The organism is Terriglobales bacterium, from assembly GCA_035651995.1.
Taxonomy (GTDB): domain Bacteria; phylum Acidobacteriota; class Terriglobia; order Terriglobales; family Acidobacteriaceae; genus DASRER01.
On the sequence record DASRER010000002.1, the window covers coordinates 433253 to 449849 of the forward strand.

The 16597-nt window shown below is 65.3% G+C and carries 13 protein-coding genes; 5 read left to right on the forward strand and 8 right to left on the reverse strand.

All coding sequences use genetic code 11. The features are described 5' to 3' along the window. Positions 1-55: 55 nt before the first annotated feature. Complete coding sequence (locus VFA60_02120) at positions 56-982, forward strand: hypothetical protein (protein ID HZQ90570.1); 927 nt, start codon at positions 56-58, stop codon at positions 980-982. 396 nt (positions 983-1378) lie between these two features. On the opposite strand, the gene VFA60_02125 is transcribed toward VFA60_02120, so the two are convergent. Further along, the gene (locus VFA60_02125; protein ID HZQ90571.1) at positions 1379-2776 is read right to left on the reverse strand and encodes a DNA recombination protein RmuC; all 1398 of its coding nucleotides are present in this window, start codon (positions 2774-2776) and stop codon (positions 1379-1381) included. 272 nt (positions 2777-3048) lie between these two features. On the opposite strand from VFA60_02125, the gene VFA60_02130 reads away from it, so the two are divergent. After that, entirely contained in the window at positions 3049-3498 is a 450-nt protein-coding gene (locus VFA60_02130; GenBank protein ID HZQ90572.1) for a low affinity iron permease family protein, read from the forward strand. A gap of 1 nt (position 3499) precedes the next feature. Here the strand turns inward: VFA60_02130 and VFA60_02135 are convergent, their stop codons facing one another. From VFA60_02135 to VFA60_02160, 6 genes are all read right to left on the reverse strand, one after another. Then, a complete protein-coding gene (locus VFA60_02135) occupies positions 3500-3646 on the reverse strand; it encodes a hypothetical protein (protein HZQ90573.1) in 147 nt (48 codons plus the stop codon). 172 nt (positions 3647-3818) lie between these two features. Then, positions 3819-5162 (reverse strand): amidohydrolase family protein, encoded by a 1344-nt coding sequence (locus VFA60_02140; protein ID HZQ90574.1) that lies wholly within the window; start codon positions 5160-5162, stop codon positions 3819-3821. Positions 5163-5341: 179 nt separating this feature from the next. Beyond that, a complete protein-coding gene (locus VFA60_02145) occupies positions 5342-6580 on the reverse strand; it encodes an MFS transporter (protein HZQ90575.1) in 1239 nt (412 codons plus the stop codon). Positions 6581-6710: 130 nt separating this feature from the next. Further along, the gene (locus VFA60_02150; protein ID HZQ90576.1) at positions 6711-9227 is read right to left on the reverse strand and encodes a S8 family serine peptidase; all 2517 of its coding nucleotides are present in this window, start codon (positions 9225-9227) and stop codon (positions 6711-6713) included. 362 nt (positions 9228-9589) lie between these two features. Then, complete coding sequence (locus VFA60_02155) at positions 9590-11077, reverse strand: NAD(P)-dependent oxidoreductase (GenBank protein HZQ90577.1); 1488 nt, start codon at positions 11075-11077, stop codon at positions 9590-9592. Between the two features lie 446 nt (positions 11078-11523). Further along, complete coding sequence (locus VFA60_02160; GenBank protein ID HZQ90578.1) at positions 11524-12141, reverse strand: hypothetical protein; 618 nt, start codon at positions 12139-12141, stop codon at positions 11524-11526. A 251-nt stretch (positions 12142-12392) separates the two neighbouring features. On the opposite strand from VFA60_02160, the gene VFA60_02165 reads away from it, so the two are divergent. Together VFA60_02165 and VFA60_02170 are read left to right on the forward strand one after the other, a co-directional pair. Further along, positions 12393-12773, forward strand: coding sequence for a type II toxin-antitoxin system prevent-host-death family antitoxin (locus VFA60_02165; protein HZQ90579.1), 381 nt, complete (start codon positions 12393-12395; stop codon positions 12771-12773). After that, positions 12766-13407, forward strand: coding sequence for a zeta toxin family protein (locus VFA60_02170; GenBank protein ID HZQ90580.1), 642 nt, complete (start codon positions 12766-12768; stop codon positions 13405-13407). The genes VFA60_02165 and VFA60_02170 overlap by 8 nt, the downstream gene beginning before the upstream one ends. Before the next feature lie 133 nt (positions 13408-13540). On the opposite strand, the gene VFA60_02175 is transcribed toward VFA60_02170, so the two are convergent. Then, positions 13541-15124, reverse strand: a complete 1584-nt coding sequence (locus VFA60_02175) for an alkaline phosphatase family protein (GenBank protein HZQ90581.1) — start codon at positions 15122-15124, stop codon at positions 13541-13543. A 336-nt stretch (positions 15125-15460) separates the two neighbouring features. Between VFA60_02175 and queG the strand changes: the two genes are divergently transcribed. After that, complete coding sequence (queG, locus tag VFA60_02180; GenBank protein HZQ90582.1) at positions 15461-16540, forward strand: tRNA epoxyqueuosine(34) reductase QueG; 1080 nt, start codon at positions 15461-15463, stop codon at positions 16538-16540. The last annotated feature ends 57 nt before the right edge of the window (positions 16541-16597 follow it).

The following is a 16597-nucleotide window of genomic DNA, read 5'->3' on the forward strand; positions in this document are numbered from 1 at the left end:
TCTCCCGCTTCACACTTGAAGACCGAATGACCGTGGGATAGTGTCCGCGCACGGCATGGAATGTCCCAAGTGCCACTTCGATCATCCGCTGCAACCTGCCGACACCTGCCTGCGCTGCGGAATCGTCTTCTCCAGGTACGCTGCCACGGCGGCAGCAGCGGCTGCGGCGCCTTCGGGTGCCGGCGCGGCGCCGGCTGTGGCCCTGGAGCGACCGGAACCGCCGCTGAGCGCGGATGAACTTGCCGAGATCCAGAAAAAGGCCCGGCATGAACTGACCTGCCGCGTCTTCGCTTTGCCCGGCGCGCTGCTCCTCGGATGGCTCACCGCCAGCGCCATGCCGATGCTCGCCGGCTTCCTGCGCATGTGGACGCATGAAAGCGGCCACGCCATCACCGCCTGGCTGTGCGGCTACGTCGCGATTCCCACCGCGTGGTTCACCATCATTTTTCCCGGGCGCCAGCGCGGCCTCAGCCTGCTGCTGGCGGCCGGACTCGCTTTCGGCGGGTACGTTGCCTGGCAGCGCAAACGCTGGTTCTGGGTCGCGACGACCGCAGCCGCGCTCGTCCTGTTGCTGCTCGGCGGTACGCGCACCGACTATCGCGCCCAGGGCCTCATCACCTTCGGCGGCGACGCCGGATCGTTCTTCGTCTCCACCATCCTGATGGCAACCTTCTACGCGCGTCCGGAGAGCGCCATGGTCCGCCGCCAGTTGCGATGGGTCCTGCTGGTGTTCGGCGCCATCGCCTTCATGGACGCCTACGCCACCTGGTCCGGCGGCTTCGAAAAAATCGCCGAGTGGCTGGAAGACGCCGAGCGCGGCCCGAGCGACCTGATGCAGCTCACCCAGTACTACGGCTGGCCGATCGGCGAGATGCAGCGGCGCTTTCTCAGCGTCGCGCACTGGTGCTTCTTCGCGCTGGCGGCGATGTACGCGGCGGGCATCGTGCAGGCGCGGCAGCGGAAGTCGGCGGTTGCGCCCTGACGCACATATACCCCTCCCCCTCGCTTCTAATGGAATCTTCAGGTTAGCGAAGGGGATCCGTTGGTGATCCGTTCATCCAAAGGACTTACACGTAAGATCCGTTGCCTAAAGGAGTTAGCGGGGCGAGATTGTCAAAGAACAAGACCCGCACGTGTGCGCGGGCCTGCTTCCAGGGTAGCAGTTTGGGTGGGAAGAATGGGAAGGCGCGGTAAGAATTTAGTGTGAGTGTTTGGAGTGGGTTGCGGCAGAAGTGGCTTCAATGGGGGCTTGACAGCAGATTAGACGGGTTTGCGCTCGCCCGGGTATGCAAGGCGGAAGGAGCGGCGCCCACCCTTCGCGGAGCGAAGACGCTCCGCGAAGAGTGCGGCACCCGGCGCTCCAGCGCTCACCGAAACCCTACTCTCCCGCCCCGGCTCCCCTCGTCTCTTCCATCCCCGGCAGCGCCTTCTGCTTCACCGTGCGCGGCTCCTCGGTGATCTGCTCGATTTCCGGCAGCGGCTCCTGGGTGGCGGCGCCGAGCTCGTCGAAGCGCTCGGCCAGCGGCACAAGACGTGTTTGCAGCGAGGCGACGGAAGCGTTGTAGTGTTTCACCGTCTGGTGCAGGCTGTCACCTACCTTGTCCAGGTGCTTCAAGAAAATCACGATCCGTTCGTAAAGCTTGCGGCCGAGTTCCGACACCTTCTGGGCCGACTCGGCGATTTGCTCCTGCCGCCAGCCATACTCGACAGAGCGAAGGAACCCAACGAATGTGCTGGGCGTAGCAATGATCACGCGATTAGCCAGCGCGTACTCGATCACGTCGGGATCGCGCTGGACCGCCGCAGCGTAGAACGAGTCGTTGGGGATGAACAGCACGGCCAGGTCGGGCGCCTTCTCGAACTGCTCCCAGTATTGCTTGGACGCCAGCTTGTCCACGTGCGTGCGGAGCTGTTTGGCGTGTTTGGTGATGGCGGCCTCGCGCTCGGCGTCGGTTGCGGCTTCGAGCGCCTCAAGGAACCCCGAGAGCGGGACCTTGGAGTCCACCACCACCTCGCGGCCGGCAGGCAGCTTGACGATCATGTCGGGACGCAGGCGTCCGTCTTCGCTGGTCACCGTCACCTGCTCGATGAAGTCGCAGTGCGCCGCCATGCCGGCCAGTTCGGCGGCGCGGCGCAACTGCACTTCGCCCCAGCGCCCACGCACCTGCGGCGAGCGCAGCGCGTTGACCAGCCGCGATGTCTCCTGCTGCAGTGTGTTCTGCGCTTGCGCGACGGAGCGCAACTGCTCGCCCACGGCGCTCAGCTCGCGGACGCGCTGCTGCTCCAGCTCGCGCGCTTCTTTCTGGTAACTCGTAAGCGACTCAGCGATCGGCTTGACGAGCTGCTCGATGGCCAGTTGCCGCGCCTGCAAGTCCGTGACGGCCGACTGCTTGAGCGCGCCAAATTTCTGCTCGGCCAGGGTGAGGAAGTCGGCGTTGTTGCGCGAGAGCGCTTCCGACGCCAGCGACTTGAACGTCTCCGCCAGCCGCTCGCGCGCGGCCTCCAGCTGGGCGCGCTGCTCGGCGACGCTGCGCTCGATCTCGGCGGCGCGCGCTTCGGCGGCGGCGCGTCCGCGCTCGGACTCGACCTGGGCACGCCGCGCCTGCTCCGTCTCGGCCCTTGCGGCGGCGATCTGCGCGCGCAGCTCCAGGGCCACGGCGTCAGACGCGCCCCCCGCGGCGGGCGGCTTCGTCGTGGCGGCGCGCGCCAGCCAGCCGAGTACGGCGCCGGCCAGAAACCCCAACAGCGCAATCACCCAAACCGGTCCCAAAGTCACCCTTTCGCTTTTGCTTTGCCTGCCATCTTCTCTGTATCACATTGGGCGGCGACAAGCCAGAGATGGACGCGGTCGCCGGCGATCTCCGTTTCCTCACAGCCGGGAACTGTGCCGGCGCTGGCGCGGACGAGGGCGTTCGCCCCGCGTGGTTCGCGCCCACCCGTTACGCCGTGGTCGAGGGCGACGGGCCAGGGCGCCCGTCGCTACCGCCTGCAAATCCAGCGCGTGCCCAGCCCACAGGCACGCCGGAGTGCATCTTACAAAGCGCAGTCATGGCACAGAATCCCAGAGAGCAGCAGAAACCGGGGAGTGGCGGTTCGGCGTTCGGCGCGGTTTTCGCCCACTTTGCGCGCTGGGTAGCGCATGTGGCGGGGACGCCCTGGATGTTCGTGCTGGCCTCCGCCGTGGTGACGGTGTGGGCCTTCCTGGGGCCGCGCTTCCGCTACTCCGACACCTGGCAGCTGGTGATCAACACCGGCACGACGATCGTCACCTTCCTCATGGTTTTCGTCATTCAAAACACGCAGAACCGCGACTCGCGCGCGCTCCACCTCAAGCTGGACGAGGTCATACGCTCGATCCGCCACGCGCACAATGAATTGATCGATATCGAGAACCTGTCGGACGAAGAGTTAGGGCAGCTGGCGGAGCGCTACGAGAAGATCAGGGCCGAGTCGGAAGCGCGCAGGCAACGCCGCCGCCCGAAGCCGAGCGCGGCCTGAACTACCGCGGCTGACCGTCGCGCCGCGCAACCACCCCTTCGGTTGCCATGAGCCGCCGCGCCAGCAGCATGACCGTGCCCAGCAGGATTGCGGTAACGGTGGCGGCTATCGCCACTGGATGCGACGTGATCGCAAGCATCGAATACATCGGGCCCTCGCGTGTCCTGGGAGTCTGCCCTCACTTCGCGCATGCCCAATGCCATTGCGCCAAAAGGCAAAGCAGCTGAATTCAAAGCATTTGCCCGTTTTTGCACCGGGTGCGAGTGCAAGAAATTGCGCAATAAGGGTGAATGCCGTGCGTTAGGAAATCCGCGCGGCGCTCATGGCCGCTTGTACACCCGGCCGCCTTTCATCACGAACGCCGTTTTCTCCAGCAGGTTGACATCCGCTAGCGGATTGCCCGGCACGGCGATCACGTCGGCAAATTTCCCCGCTTCAAGCGTGCCAATGTCGCCCTGCATCTGCATCAGCTCGGCGGCGACGGTGGTTGCGGACCGCAGCGCCTGCAGCGGCGACATGCCGTACTTGACCATGAGCGGAAATTCGCGCGCGGGCGAGATGTCCCACTCGAACGCGCCCACGTCGGTGCCGAAGGCGATTTTGACCCCCGCCCGCAGCGCCCGGGAAAACGTATCGCCGTGCACGCGCTGGCCTTGCGTTTCCACCGGCGTGCCGCCCGGGCCGGCCTTGAGTTCCGCGTCGTACTGCGCGACGTAGAGCGTCGGGACCAGATAGATGCCCTTGGCCGCCATGGTCTGTAAGTCTTCCGGCGCGATGTAGTTGCCGTGCTCGATGGTGTCCACGCCGGCGGTGACGGCGTTGTGCACGCCGTTGATGCCGGTGGCGTGCGCCGCCACGCGATGCCGCTGCCGATGGGTTTCGTCCACGATGGCGCGGAGTTCGTCGAGCGTGAAGGTGGGAATGTCTTCGATCACGCCCTGGTCGTTGATTCTTCCCCCGCGGTCGGCGTACACCTTGATCCAGTCGGCGCCGTGCGAGAGCTGCTCGCGCACCGCGACGCGGCCGCCCTCGGGACCGTCGACCGTTTGCACGCCGATGGGCACGCGCACGTCCCACGCATACGCCGGCGCCAGCGGATAGGCGCCGGTCACGTCCATGGCGCGCGTGGCCACCTGCATGCGCGGGCCGGGAATGATGCCCTGGCGAATCGCGTCGCGCAGATCGGCGTCGGCGTAGCCCGCGCCCTCCGTTTCCAGGTCGCGGATGGTAGTGAATCCCCAGTCGAGCGACGCGCGCGCCGCGGCCGCCGCTTCCAGCGCGCGAAACGCCACCGACTGCTTCAGCAACTGCGCGTCGTACTGGCCGGGGATGCGGTCGCCCTGGAGAAATGTGTGCGTGTGCGTGTCAATCAGGCCGGGAAGGCAGGTTTGGTTCGCGAGTCTGATGACTTGCGCGCCGGCCGGCGCTGCCGCCGCGGCGCCCACTTCCTTGATCCGCTCTCCTTCAATGACGACGCGCACATTCTGCCGCACGCCGTCGCTCTCGCCGTCCCACAGCGCGCCGCATTCGAGCACCACCGTGCCGGCCGGCGCCGGCGCCAGCTTCACCGGACGCGGCACGCCCGCGCCCAGCCCGCCTTCGCGCTGCACGTTCTGGGCGAGCGCGACCGACGCCACCAGCAACAGAGAGGCGAGTATGCGCATCAGTCACCTCAGGTCAGTCGAGGAGTGTAGCAAAGTCAAAACCGTTCACACGAAGGACACGATGGTCACACGAAGGTCGGCGTGCGCGGAACCCCTGCTGGGCAACCGCGCCCTTTGAGCCTGCTTGTCTCCATTGTGTGAAAGCTCTTCGGTTTTCTCCGCGTCTCGGCGCGGTTCAATCACTCTTCGCGCACCACCGCAAACTCCCCCGGCTCATCCACGAACTTCCGGCCCTTGCGCTCGGCGCCGAAGGCGAGGATGAGCGCGATCATCGAGATGGTGACCAGCTCGAAGGTCGCCAGCGCCCCGCGGTAGCCGAGATGGTCGCGCAGGGCGTACTCGATCGTGTTCGTCGGCGCCGCGACCAGGATGCCCATCTGGTACGCGAGTCCCGGCGCCAGGCCGCGCGCGGCGTCGGGCGCCAGTTCGTTCAGGTGCGCCGGGATGATGCCCCAGGCGCCCTGCACGCCCGCCTGCATCAGAAACGAGCCGGCCGCAACCCGCGGCGTCGAGTTGCCGAATGCCCAGAGTGGCATGACCGCAAGGCAGAGGCAGAGCGCCAGCATCATGCTGCGGCGGCGGCCCACGATCTCTGAGAGGTGTCCGAAGATGATCGCGCCGACGACCGCGCCGATGGTGTAGAGGACGGCGATGTCGGAAACCGTTTTCGGCGCCACACGCACTTCGCTCTTGAGGAAGTCGGGATACAGGTCCTGCGTGCCGTGCGAGAGACACATCATGAAGGTCATCAGCAGCACCAGGTAGGCGAAGCTCTTCCAGTGCGCGCCCAGCGTTTTCACGATCGCGCTGGTTGACGGCGCGCGGTGCTGCTTCCACGCCTCGCTCTCCGGCACTTGCGAGCGGATGTAGAGCGCCAGCAGCGCCGGCAGTCCCCCGATCCAGAACATGGCGCGCCAGCCCAGCGCGGGCAGCACAAAGCGCGCCGCCACCGCCGCCAGCAGATTTCCGATTGAATACCCGCTCTGCAAAATGCCGCTGAGCACGCCGCGCCACTTGCGCGGCGCCATCTCCATCGCCAGCGACGCGCCCACGCCCCACTCGCCGCCCATGCCGATGCCGTAGAGCGTGCGCAGGATGAAAAACGTCGCATAGTTCGGCGCGAACCCGCAAAGCAGCTCGACCAGAGAGAAGAAGACCACGTTCGCCATCAGCGGCACGCGGCGTCCGTAGCGGTCGGCGAGCAGGCCGAAGATGAGCGCCCCCACGGGACGCGTTGCCAGCGTGGCGGTGAGCGTCCACACGATCGCCGCCTTGGTCACCTGGAACTGCGCGGCCAGAATGTCCACCAGGAAGACGACGACGAAGAAGTCGAAGGCGTCTAGCGTCCAGCCGAGAAAGCCGGCGGTCACGGCATGCCACTGCTGTTTCCTGGTGGGCGGGGAGGAAGGAACCGGCATCGGTGGCAGTGTAACTTGTGGCCCGATGTTTTTCTTAGATCCCGAGGAGCATAGCGACGAGGGACCCCTACCTGACCCGTGCTTACCGGGAGCAACAGGGGTCCCTCGCTTCGCTCGGAATCAAACTGCTTTACTCCGTGTTGTACACCCCCAGCAAGCGCGTCGCGCTCACCGCGTACTCGGCGCGCGTAACGTTGTTGAGCGGCTTGAAGGTGGCGTGCACCACCGGTTGCAGGTCGAACGGCCCCTGCGTCACGGTGAAGTACGCGTTCATCAGGTTGAGGTCGAGCGCCAGTTGCACGTATCCGGCGAGGCCGGCAGGGATGCTGCCCGCGTCCTCGATCGGAATGCGCTGCGCCTGGTAGACGACCGTCACCTGCTGCCCGTTGAGCTGCAGCGCCTGGCCCTCCAGGCCCAGGCTCTGCACCAGCGAGTAGGCGAGCTGCGCGCGGCTCACGTTGCCCTTGGGCGAGAACACGCCGGGGCTGGTTGCCGGCTCCACGCCGCGCGCGCTGAAGAACATGTCGCGCAGGGCCGCGCCCTTCACCGCCGCCGACTCGGCGAATTCGGTCTGCGCCGCGGTCACGTCGGCGAACGTGCGCGTGCCGTCAACCGGCAGGAACTGCCGCGTCGCCGCGCCCATGGTGAGGTAGTTGGCCATGTCGATGCGGGCGAGGTTGCTGTTCGGCTGGAAGCTGCCGCCGCCCACGCCGTCCACCAGCCGCTCCGACACGGCAACCTTGATGGCGCTGGCCGCCGGGCTCTTGCCGATATCGTTCAGCCCGGTCACCGCGCCGGCGGTAATGGTGTAGATCGATCCGGTCACCGTTTCAGGAACCGTGGAGACGTCGTTGCCCTGCACGCCAACCAGCGCGCGCAGATAGACGGTCCAGGTCCCCGGCGCCGGCGCATCCACTACCACCGAACGTCCGGTAAAGACGGTGAATGCCACCGGGACGGCGGACTCATACTCGGCGCCGTCGGGCGCGATCAGGAACAGGTCAATGGGATTACCCGTGTCCTGCACGCCGTTCTGCACGCCGAGCGCCTGTATGTTCACCGCCAGCTGTTCGGTGTTGGCGCCCACCTGGAAGGTGTATTTGTTGCCGGTCGGCGCCTGGGAGATGACCGGGTTGTAGTCAACGGTGAAATTCGATTTGGTGGTGGTCGCTACTACGTTGCTGTTGAAGGTGCGCAGCGCGTTCACCGTCTTGCCGTATCCGCGGGTAGAGACCGCGGCGCGGTCCACGGCCGCATACGCGTTCACCATGCCCGCGCCTGCTTCCCACGCCGCCCGCCCGGGAATGTTGGTCGCGGTCTGCTGCAGAATGCTTTTCACGTCAAGCGGACCCAGCTTCGGATTTGCCTGCAGCATCAGCGCAATGACGCCTGCCACGTGCGGCGTGGCCTGCGAGGTGCCGGTGAGCACGGTGTAGAAGGGCAGGTACGCCGGTTCGATGCGGTTCGCGTCTTCCTGCGGCCCGGCGTCGCCGGCGATCAACGAATTCGTCTCCCCGCTGGCGCGCACCGAGATGATGAAGCGCCCGGGAGCGCCGATGGTGGGCTGGTTCAGCACGGTCCAGGTTTCACCGTCTTCGACGATGGTTTGTTTGTCGCCGTCAACGCCGCGCGAGGAGAAGTCGGTGAGGCGGCCCTGCTTGTCGGTCGCCGCCACGCCGATCACCCAGGGCAGCTTGGCGTAGGGGTTCAGCGTGTCGAGTCCCGGACCGTCATTGCCGGCGGCGAACACTACGGCGATGCCGCGCTTGTACGCCTTGTAAGTTGCGACCACCAGCGGATCGTCCGGATCAACCGTGGGATCGCTGGTCCCGAATGAGTTCGTGATGACGCGAATGTTGTAGGTCGCCTGGTTGGTGACGGCGTAGTCAAATCCGCCCACTCCGTCGAGCACGAAGATCACCAGTCCCGACCCGTAGCCCACGATCTTCGCGCCGGGCGCCGCGCCGGCGTATTTGCCCCCGGAGCGCGCGCCGTTTCCGCCCACCGTTCCCGCCACGTGCGTGCCGTGGCCGGCGGTGTCGGTGTCAGGCTGGTTCTCCAGATAGGTGATGGGCGCCATGTCGTTGACCGCGTGAAGATTGGTTGCGCCCTGGACGTTCTGCACAACGTGCGTCGGATACTGCAGGTCCGCGCTGGTCCCGTCGATGCCCGTGTCGTTCACCACCACTCCGACTCCGGTCCCCAGGTACGGCAAGCCGTTATTGCGCGCAATCATGACGGGGTCGGTTTGCAGCTTCTGCACACCGGTCACCGCCGTGGTTTCGTAGTTGAACCAGGTGAGCTTCTTGTTGGCCCACAGCGAGCGCACGCCAGCCATCCGGGCCAGCGCCTGGATTTGCGCCGGCGTGGCGAGCACGCCCGCGATGGGCAGCGAGCGCATGGCCACGCCGTTGCTGATGCCCAGCGACCTGAGCGCGGACATCTGCGAATCGCTGATCGTGTCGCCCTGGAAAGTGACGATGACTTCAAGCTTGTCGGTGGAGGACGCGGAGGCGAGTTGCTGGTCCAGTCCGCCGCCGAGTTTCGCGGTCTGGGCAAACGAACTGAATGCGAACAGAACAAGGAAAACGGCTGCCGCGGTCCTCCCTGTCCGTGCGGCGTTGCGGGGAAACGGGAATGTGCTCATCAGCGTTGCTTCTCCTTTGGCGCCAGGGCGCACAAGGGCCTCGGCGCCGGATGTGCGTTTTTCCGTGCCTCCGGCGCATCCGCTCAGCGGTGCGCCGGTGTGAAGTGTTGGTGGCAAAGCAAGGGGCCCAGACGAAACGGCGGAAGCGATGCAGCGCCGGGCGCTCAGGCGCCAGGACAAGTCGTATGACGACGACCTGCTGTGCCCGATGCCACCACCAGATGCATGCTTCTCCCCCGAGGGTTGCACATGGCGAGACAATCTCGTGCGACGGCACGGACGCCGGCCCGTCGCGGCGCCGCGCACTTGTCATTCAGCTTTTCGGAAATTGAACCGGGAATTTTGAAAAGTGACCTGCGCGTTCAGGCCGTGCGCCGCGCCAGCATCGTCGCCAGTCTCCTGTCCATGGCCACGGCCGCTTTGCGCGCTGCCGCCAGCGCCGTCACCACCAGGTCGGCGCCGCGCACGTCGTCACCGGCGGCGTAAATCTCTTCGCGCGAGGTCTGCCCCGTCTCCTCGCTCTGCACGATGACCGAGCCCCAGGGCGTGGTCCTCAGCTCGGGCGTGGTCTCCGGGATTTCCGTGTCCACGTTGTAGCCGATGGCCAGCGCCACCGTGTCGCACGGCAGGATGAAGTTCGATCCCTCGATCGGCACGGGCGACCGCCGGCCCTTGGCGTCGGGCTCGCCCAGTTGCATGCGCACGCACTCGGCCGCCTTCACCGCTCCCGCTTCGTCGCCGAGGAAGCGAATCGGGAGCGTGAGGTACTCGAAGATCACGCCCTCCTCGCGCGCGTGGATGCGCTCTTCCATGCGGCCCAGCATCTCGGCTTCGGTGCGGCGGTAGAGGCAGTACACCTTGCCGTCGGGATTCAGGCGGCGCGCGGTGCGCACGCAGTCCATCCCGGTATCGCCGCCGCCGACCACGATGGTCACGGCGCCGGTATGCGGGCGGAAATCCCCGCTGCCATTCGCGCTGGCGTTCCGCATCGACGGCGGCAGAAACTCGGGAGGCAGGTTCCCGCGCACCAGGTACTCGGTGGCCTGGTAAACGTGGCGCAGGTGCTCGCCCTCGATCTTCATCTCGCCGCCCTTCACCGCCCCGTAGCCGAGGAACATGAGGTCGAAGCCGCGCTCGGGTGCGCCCACGATTCCCGTCTGCGGGTGCAGCAGCGCTTCCACCGGATGGTCGCGCCCAACGTGGTAGTCGCAGATGAAGCGGATTCCCAGGCCCTCGAGGTAGCGCAGCTTTTCGAAGACCATCTCCTTGTCGAGCTTGAAATTCGGGATGCCGTAGAGCAGCAGTCCGCCCGGCACCGGCCAGGCGTCGTAAACCACCACGTCGTGCCCGCGCACGGCAAGCTCTTCGGCGACCGCCAGGCCGGCAGGCCCGGCGCCGACCACGGCAACGTACATCCCGCTGCGCGGCGCGCGCTGGCGCGGCGGATATCCGTAGTTTTGCCTGACGTGGTCCACAACAAACGCTTCCAGCTTCCCGATCGTCACCGGCGCTTTATGCGCCGCCACCACGCACGCGCCTTCGCAGAGTTTCTCCTGCGGACAGATGCGCCCGCACACGTCGGGCATGTTGGAAGTTTCCAGGAATTTTTCCGCGGCGCCGACCACGTCGCCTTCGCCCAGCAGGAAGAAGGCGCCGGGAATGTCGTTGTGCAGCGGGCAGGCCTGCATGCAGGGCGCGTGCTCGCAGAGCAGGCAGCGCTGCGCCTCGATCACCGCCATCTCGATGGTGTAGGGCTGGTAGACCTCGTTCCAGTTGTGTACGCGTTCGCCGGCGTCCTGCTTCTCCGGCTTGAGGACGTCGATGTCGTAGCGCTGGCGGCGGTTCAGCATCCGCTCAAGTCCGATGCAGCAACCGGGCCCCGGGACTGCCCGGCAGGCGTGCGCCCCACGCGCACGCGTCAGGATGGGAATAGGCTAGCTTGGTTGGATGCGGCCCGGCAAGGGCAGCCGAATTCGAGCCAATACCGGCAACGGCAGACGTCCGGGGCGCCAATCCTGCGCGCGAGGCCCTGGGGAAAAAAGAACGCCAACGGCGTCAGCGATCCTGCAGCAGTCCATGAAATGCGTCCCGGACGCCTGTCGCTGCCAAGTCGAACCTCGCACCATCAGCGGAGCTCGTCAATGCGTAGCCACTCCTAAGCACGGCAACAATGATCGGGCGATGTGGGTTGACACTATTACACTGACAAGTGTATGGGTCGCACTCAAGGCAACCTACAATGTCATAACAAGGATCGGCACCACACAAGTCCGCTGGATCGTGCTCTACTTTGCGATCACTTCGCCTTTTCTTGCGCGCTTACCTTCTCCTTAACCGATTTGGTAAGAGAAGTTGTGCCCGGACCACACGGCTGCCCACGAACTTTGCGGTTCGGCGTCATGCATGAGGCTACATCTCCGTCCACGCAGTAAACACCCGCCTCAAATCCCAGAATACCGAAGCGCCCGCGTACATCTTTATTGACTAGCCCCAAGAAAACTACATAACTCTTTTGGCGCTCCAGTGGAGGGAACCAGGGCGTCTCCAGTGCGATAGGCTTCCCCTTGTACTGGAGCGCGCCCCCCACCTTCGATATGGTGATTGGGGACTTCGTGTTACCAAGAAGCCCGCCTGGATCCTTAAGGACCTCCCCTATGCGAGCTTGGTAATCGGTTATGACGAAATGCTCATCTGGTGATAACTTACTTTCCTCGCTGAGAACCGTTACTCGAGCGATTACTTCCGAGTCCTGGATAATCTCGTCCCAGTCTTCAATAGAAAGGTTTTCCGGCAGCGCGATGTCGCGAACACGGCCATCGCGTTCGGCGCGTTCGGTTAGCGTGGGGGAATGGACCTGCCCCGTCGCGGCACTAGCCAGCATTATTGCGATTGATACTATGATGAGTTTTTGCACGACGCCTCCGCGCTAAGCACAACCTTGCGATGGACTACTATATTTAACTACTCGCGTTGCGCGAGCAAAAGTACTCCTGCTCGGTCGCCCGTCAAGCGCAGGCGAGTCTAGGACGGCCCGAGGTCAGCCTACCCTGTTGGAGGCGGCTCGGGCCCTCAGGGGAGCGGCCGTGTCCAGCGCGGGACCGGCTGAAGAGAGGCCTTGACTTTCTGTCCAAATTAGCTAAAATGTACAAAAAGCGCAGGATTGACATGGGACTCGGTGCCAAGCGAAATCGCCGGACACGCGGTCGCCAGCCGCATCGCGCCCTGACCGGGCGGGAGGGCGGCGCCTCGTACACGGCCACAGCCGCCAAGAACGAGTTTGGCCGCATGCTGGAGCAGGCCCTTCGGGGAGAGACCGTCGTGATCACCAAGCACCAGACACCCAAGGCGGTGCTCATGTCGATGGAGCAGTTCACCGCCCTCCGCCGTGCCCCTGAAGCGCAGCTCGAAGCGCTCAGCCGGGAATATGACGCGCTTCTGGCCCGCATGCAGTCGCCGCGCGCCGCCGCGCAATTGAGCGCCGCCTTCCATGCCACACCCGCGCAGCTGGGCAAAGCGGCCGTGGCCGCCGCGCGCAAGCGTGGCTGAGTCCGCTCCATCACCCTGCATCTACGTGCTCGCCGGGACCAACGGCGCGGGAAAGAGCAGCATCGCCGGCGCGATGTTCTCGCGGCGCGGGCCGGGATACTTCAATCCGGACGAGGCGGCCCGCAGAATTCGTGAGGAAAATCCCGCGTTCAGCCAGGAGGAAGCGAACAGCGCCGCGTGGAATCAGGGCAAGCGGCTACTAGAGCGCGCGATCGACGAGCGGCTGAATTTTGCATTTGAGACGACGCTTGGCGGCAACACCATCGTGGCGCTTCTCGAGCAGGCCCTGGCCACAGGGATCGAAGTGCGCATGTGGTACGCGGGCCTCAGCAGTCCCGACCTCCACATCGCGCGCGTGCGTGCCCGCGTTGCCCGCGGTGGTCACGACATTCCGGAAGATCGAATTCGCGAGCGCTATCACCGCAGCCGGCTGAATCTCATCCGTCTGTTGCCGCAGCTTACCGAACTGCTCGTCTATGACAACAGCTACGACGCCGATCCGGCGGCCGGCGCGGTCCCCCGGCCGATGCTGGTCCTGCATGTACAACGCGGCAAATTGATCGAGTCGTGCGAGCCTGCCGAGGCGCCCGAATGGACAAAGCCTGTCCTTCTCGCAGCGTTCAATCTGAAGTAGCGTTGGAACGCGCACGCGACGTTTACTGCGCAAGAGACGACCCACGTTATCGCCGCAAACAACGCGGCGCGACGTGGGGCGCCATCCCAACAAGATCGGCCGCTCCCCTCTCGAGAAGCGGCCGAGTACGGCCTCAGTGTCCCGGCGCGTTCTGCTTCGTCTTGTCGCAGACGCCGGTCGCCGGCTGCGCGGGCAGTGGCGGCGGCGTGAGCAAGGCCGGGTTGCTGAAGTCGAAGAACTCGGTCATGTCGTCGGCGCTGGCGTCACGCATGGTCAGCGGGCCGACTCCAAAACGGGTCTCGATCAGCTTCAGGATCGAGCCGACGTCGCGCACCCGGTGCGACACAAAGTGCGGCCGGATCCACGGCGAGACGATGATGAACGGCACGCGGAAGCCGGTCAGGTCGAAGTTCGCCGCGATGTCGGTCGAGTTCAGCTTGGGGGCGATGTTGTCGGGCTTGGGCATGGGCTGCGGCGGCACGTGGTCGTAGAGCCCGCCGCCTTCGTCGAACGCCAGGATGAACGCCGACGATCCCCAGGTGGGGCTGGCCATGAGCGCGTCCAGGATCTGCTTCACCTTGGCCGAGCCCTTCTGGATGTTGTTCAGCGGGTGCTCGTCGAGGCCCGTCTGGCTGCCGCGCTCGATGAAGATCACCGAAGGCAGCGTGCTCGGGTTCTGAATGTCGGTGAAGAACTTGGAGATGTTGTAGACCTTCCCCTGGTCCTTGCCCCAGATCGAGAACTGCGCCAGGAAAACGCTGCTGTCCAGGTAGTAGTAGCGCCAGGAAACACCGGCGTTGTCGAGCGCCTCGAAGATCGTCTTCTGCGTGAAGCCGCCGCTGGGCGGCGTCACCGGCCGCACGTTGCCGAACGACGTTCCGGTGAACATATACATGCGGTTCGGAATCGTGTTCGAGAGCAGCGGCGAGAAGAACCGGTCGCTGGTGGCGAACTGGAACGCCAGTTCGTAGTAGTACGGCAGGTCGGTCCAGTCGTAGTAACCCATGGCGCGCGTGCCGTCGGGATCGATCGAACTGGGCGCCGATCCGGTGGTCAGCATGAAGCGGTCCATCAGGAACTTCGTGCTCGAACTCATGTTCGTGTACGTCGTCCCGGTGATGTGCGCGTCGTAGTGGCTCTCATTCCAGCTCGGACTCAGATTGTCGGTGCACACCGTTTGGTAGTGGTACGGCGAGACGAGATGTCCGGCGCGGTCTTTGAACTGTACGTTCAGCGGCAGCTCGTCGAACTGGTCGTTGAAGCCGCGGTCGCGGCGGTATTGGCCCATGCGTCCGAAGTAGTTGTCGAACGAGCGGTTCTCCTGGAGCATGAAGAAAATGTGCTTGATGCTGGAAAGCCCGCCACCACCCGGCGGCGGGGGAGGCGGCGGAGGCGGCGGCGGTCCGGAGGTGACCGTCACATAGATCGTCTGCTTGAATACACGGCTGGCCGTATCCAGGCCCTGCACGGTGAGGCGGCGCGTGCCGGCGTTGGCGTTGATGCTGGTGTCGAGGCTGCTGGCCGCGATCTCGTACACCTTCACCCCGTCCAGATAAACCTGCAGCACGCGGATCGGCTTGGAGTCGTTGGCGCCGGCCACCACGTGGATGGGCGAACTCACCGTGGCGCCGTTCGCCGGCGTGCAGATAGTTACCGATGGGTCAATCGAGCTTTGCGGGCAGGGCGCGGCGAAAACGCGCGCCGATCCGGCCGGCAAAAGCGCGCAAAGAAGAACCAGGCCGCCCAAAAGCCGCGGCAGACAGCGTCTTTCCAGGGAGCAAGGGTGAGCAGTCATCTGGGTCCCGGGGGCCGCCCGAAGCGTCGGAGTGGCTCTGTTTCCGGCAGCACAATTGCGGCCATTCTCGCGGTATCTCTGAATATGTACTTAGTAGTTACTAGTCTCTCTGATTGCGCAACACAGCACTTGACCGCGTCCGCGGCCTTCTCTCGCCCCCACGCACTTTGAGGCGTTTCTCTGGCCACCACGCGACCCAGAGTGGGAACAGGCGTTCCACGGCGAAGCGAAGTGGAATAGAAGTGAAATAATGGGGCCGTGCAGGAGTTTTCCCAGTTTGTGCGCAATGCCGCGCTGGCCGCCGGTTTCGACCTGGCCGGCATTGCCGCAGTCGAGGACAGCAACTTCCCTGAGCTGGCCCGCTTTCCCGAGTGGATTGCCAGCGGCCACGCCGCCGAGATGGAATATTTGAAGTCGCGCGACGAGCACGGCCGGCTGCGCCGCGCCGCCCTGCGCAACGCCGTGCCGTGGGCCCGCTCGGTCATCGTCTGCGCCAGGAGCTACGACACCGCCCATCCCCTCTCGACCGAGTGCAACCACCCCGGCCGCGGCTGGATCTCACGCTACGCCTGGTCGAGCGACGATTATCACGATTCGATGCTGGCTCGCCTGCGTCAGGTCGAGGCACGGATACGCGAAGCACACGCCGCGCAACAGCCGCAACCGAACGCCCCGCTCCAGACGCGCTGCTACGTTGACACCGGGCCGCTGGTTGAGCGCGTCTACGCCCGCCACGCCGGCATCGGATGGATCGGCAAGAACACTTGCGTCATCAACCAGCGGCAAGGTTCATTCATCTTCCTGGGCGTGATTCTGACTTCGCTCGACCTCGAGCCCTCGCTGCCCGCCGCCGACCGCTGCGGAACCTGCACGCGCTGCATCGATGCCTGCCCGACGCAGGCGATTGTCGCGCCCGGCGAACTTGATTCGCGGCTCTGCATCGCCTATCTCACCATCGAAAAACGCGGCCCGATTCCCGAAGAACTCCGCCCCGGCATCGGGCGGCACGTCGTCGGCTGCGACATCTGCCAGGATGTTTGCCCATGGAACGTCAAGGCGCGCCGCGACAACCGCGCCGGGCTTCCAGCCGCCGCGCGGCCTGAGCTGGTGAATCCCGCCCTCGAATGGCTGGCGGCGCTCGACGATGAAGGGCTCCAGCGACTGCTACGTCGCTCGCCGCTGGCCCGCGCCAAGCGCAAGGGAATTCGCCGCAACCTCGCCGTCGCCATGGGCAACAGTCGGGACCGGCGCTTCGCACCGGCGCTGGAAAAGCTGGCCGAGGATGGCGATCCCGTGGTCGCCGAGCACGCCCGCTGGGCGCTGGCCAGACTTGGGTAAGTCGGTCAGTCGGTCAGCCAAGCCCACACGGCCGGCTGACTGACTGACTGACTGACT

Coding starts and splice junctions, on each gene's coding strand:
- VFA60_02135 (HZQ90573.1), bottom strand. CDS start 3,646: ATGTATTCGATGCTTGCGATCACGTCGCATCCAGTGGCGATAGCCGCC.
- VFA60_02165 (HZQ90579.1), top strand. CDS start 12,393: ATGGGACTCGGTGCCAAGCGAAATCGCCGGACACGCGGTCGCCAGCCG.
- VFA60_02130 (HZQ90572.1), top strand. CDS start 3,049: ATGGCACAGAATCCCAGAGAGCAGCAGAAACCGGGGAGTGGCGGTTCG.
- VFA60_02145 (HZQ90575.1), bottom strand. CDS start 6,580: ATGCCGGTTCCTTCCTCCCCGCCCACCAGGAAACAGCAGTGGCATGCC.
- VFA60_02155 (HZQ90577.1), bottom strand. CDS start 11,077: ATGCTGAACCGCCGCCAGCGCTACGACATCGACGTCCTCAAGCCGGAG.
- VFA60_02150 (HZQ90576.1), bottom strand. CDS start 9,227: ATGAGCACATTCCCGTTTCCCCGCAACGCCGCACGGACAGGGAGGACC.
- VFA60_02140 (HZQ90574.1), bottom strand. CDS start 5,162: ATGCGCATACTCGCCTCTCTGTTGCTGGTGGCGTCGGTCGCGCTCGCC.
- VFA60_02120 (HZQ90570.1), top strand. CDS start 56: ATGGAATGTCCCAAGTGCCACTTCGATCATCCGCTGCAACCTGCCGAC.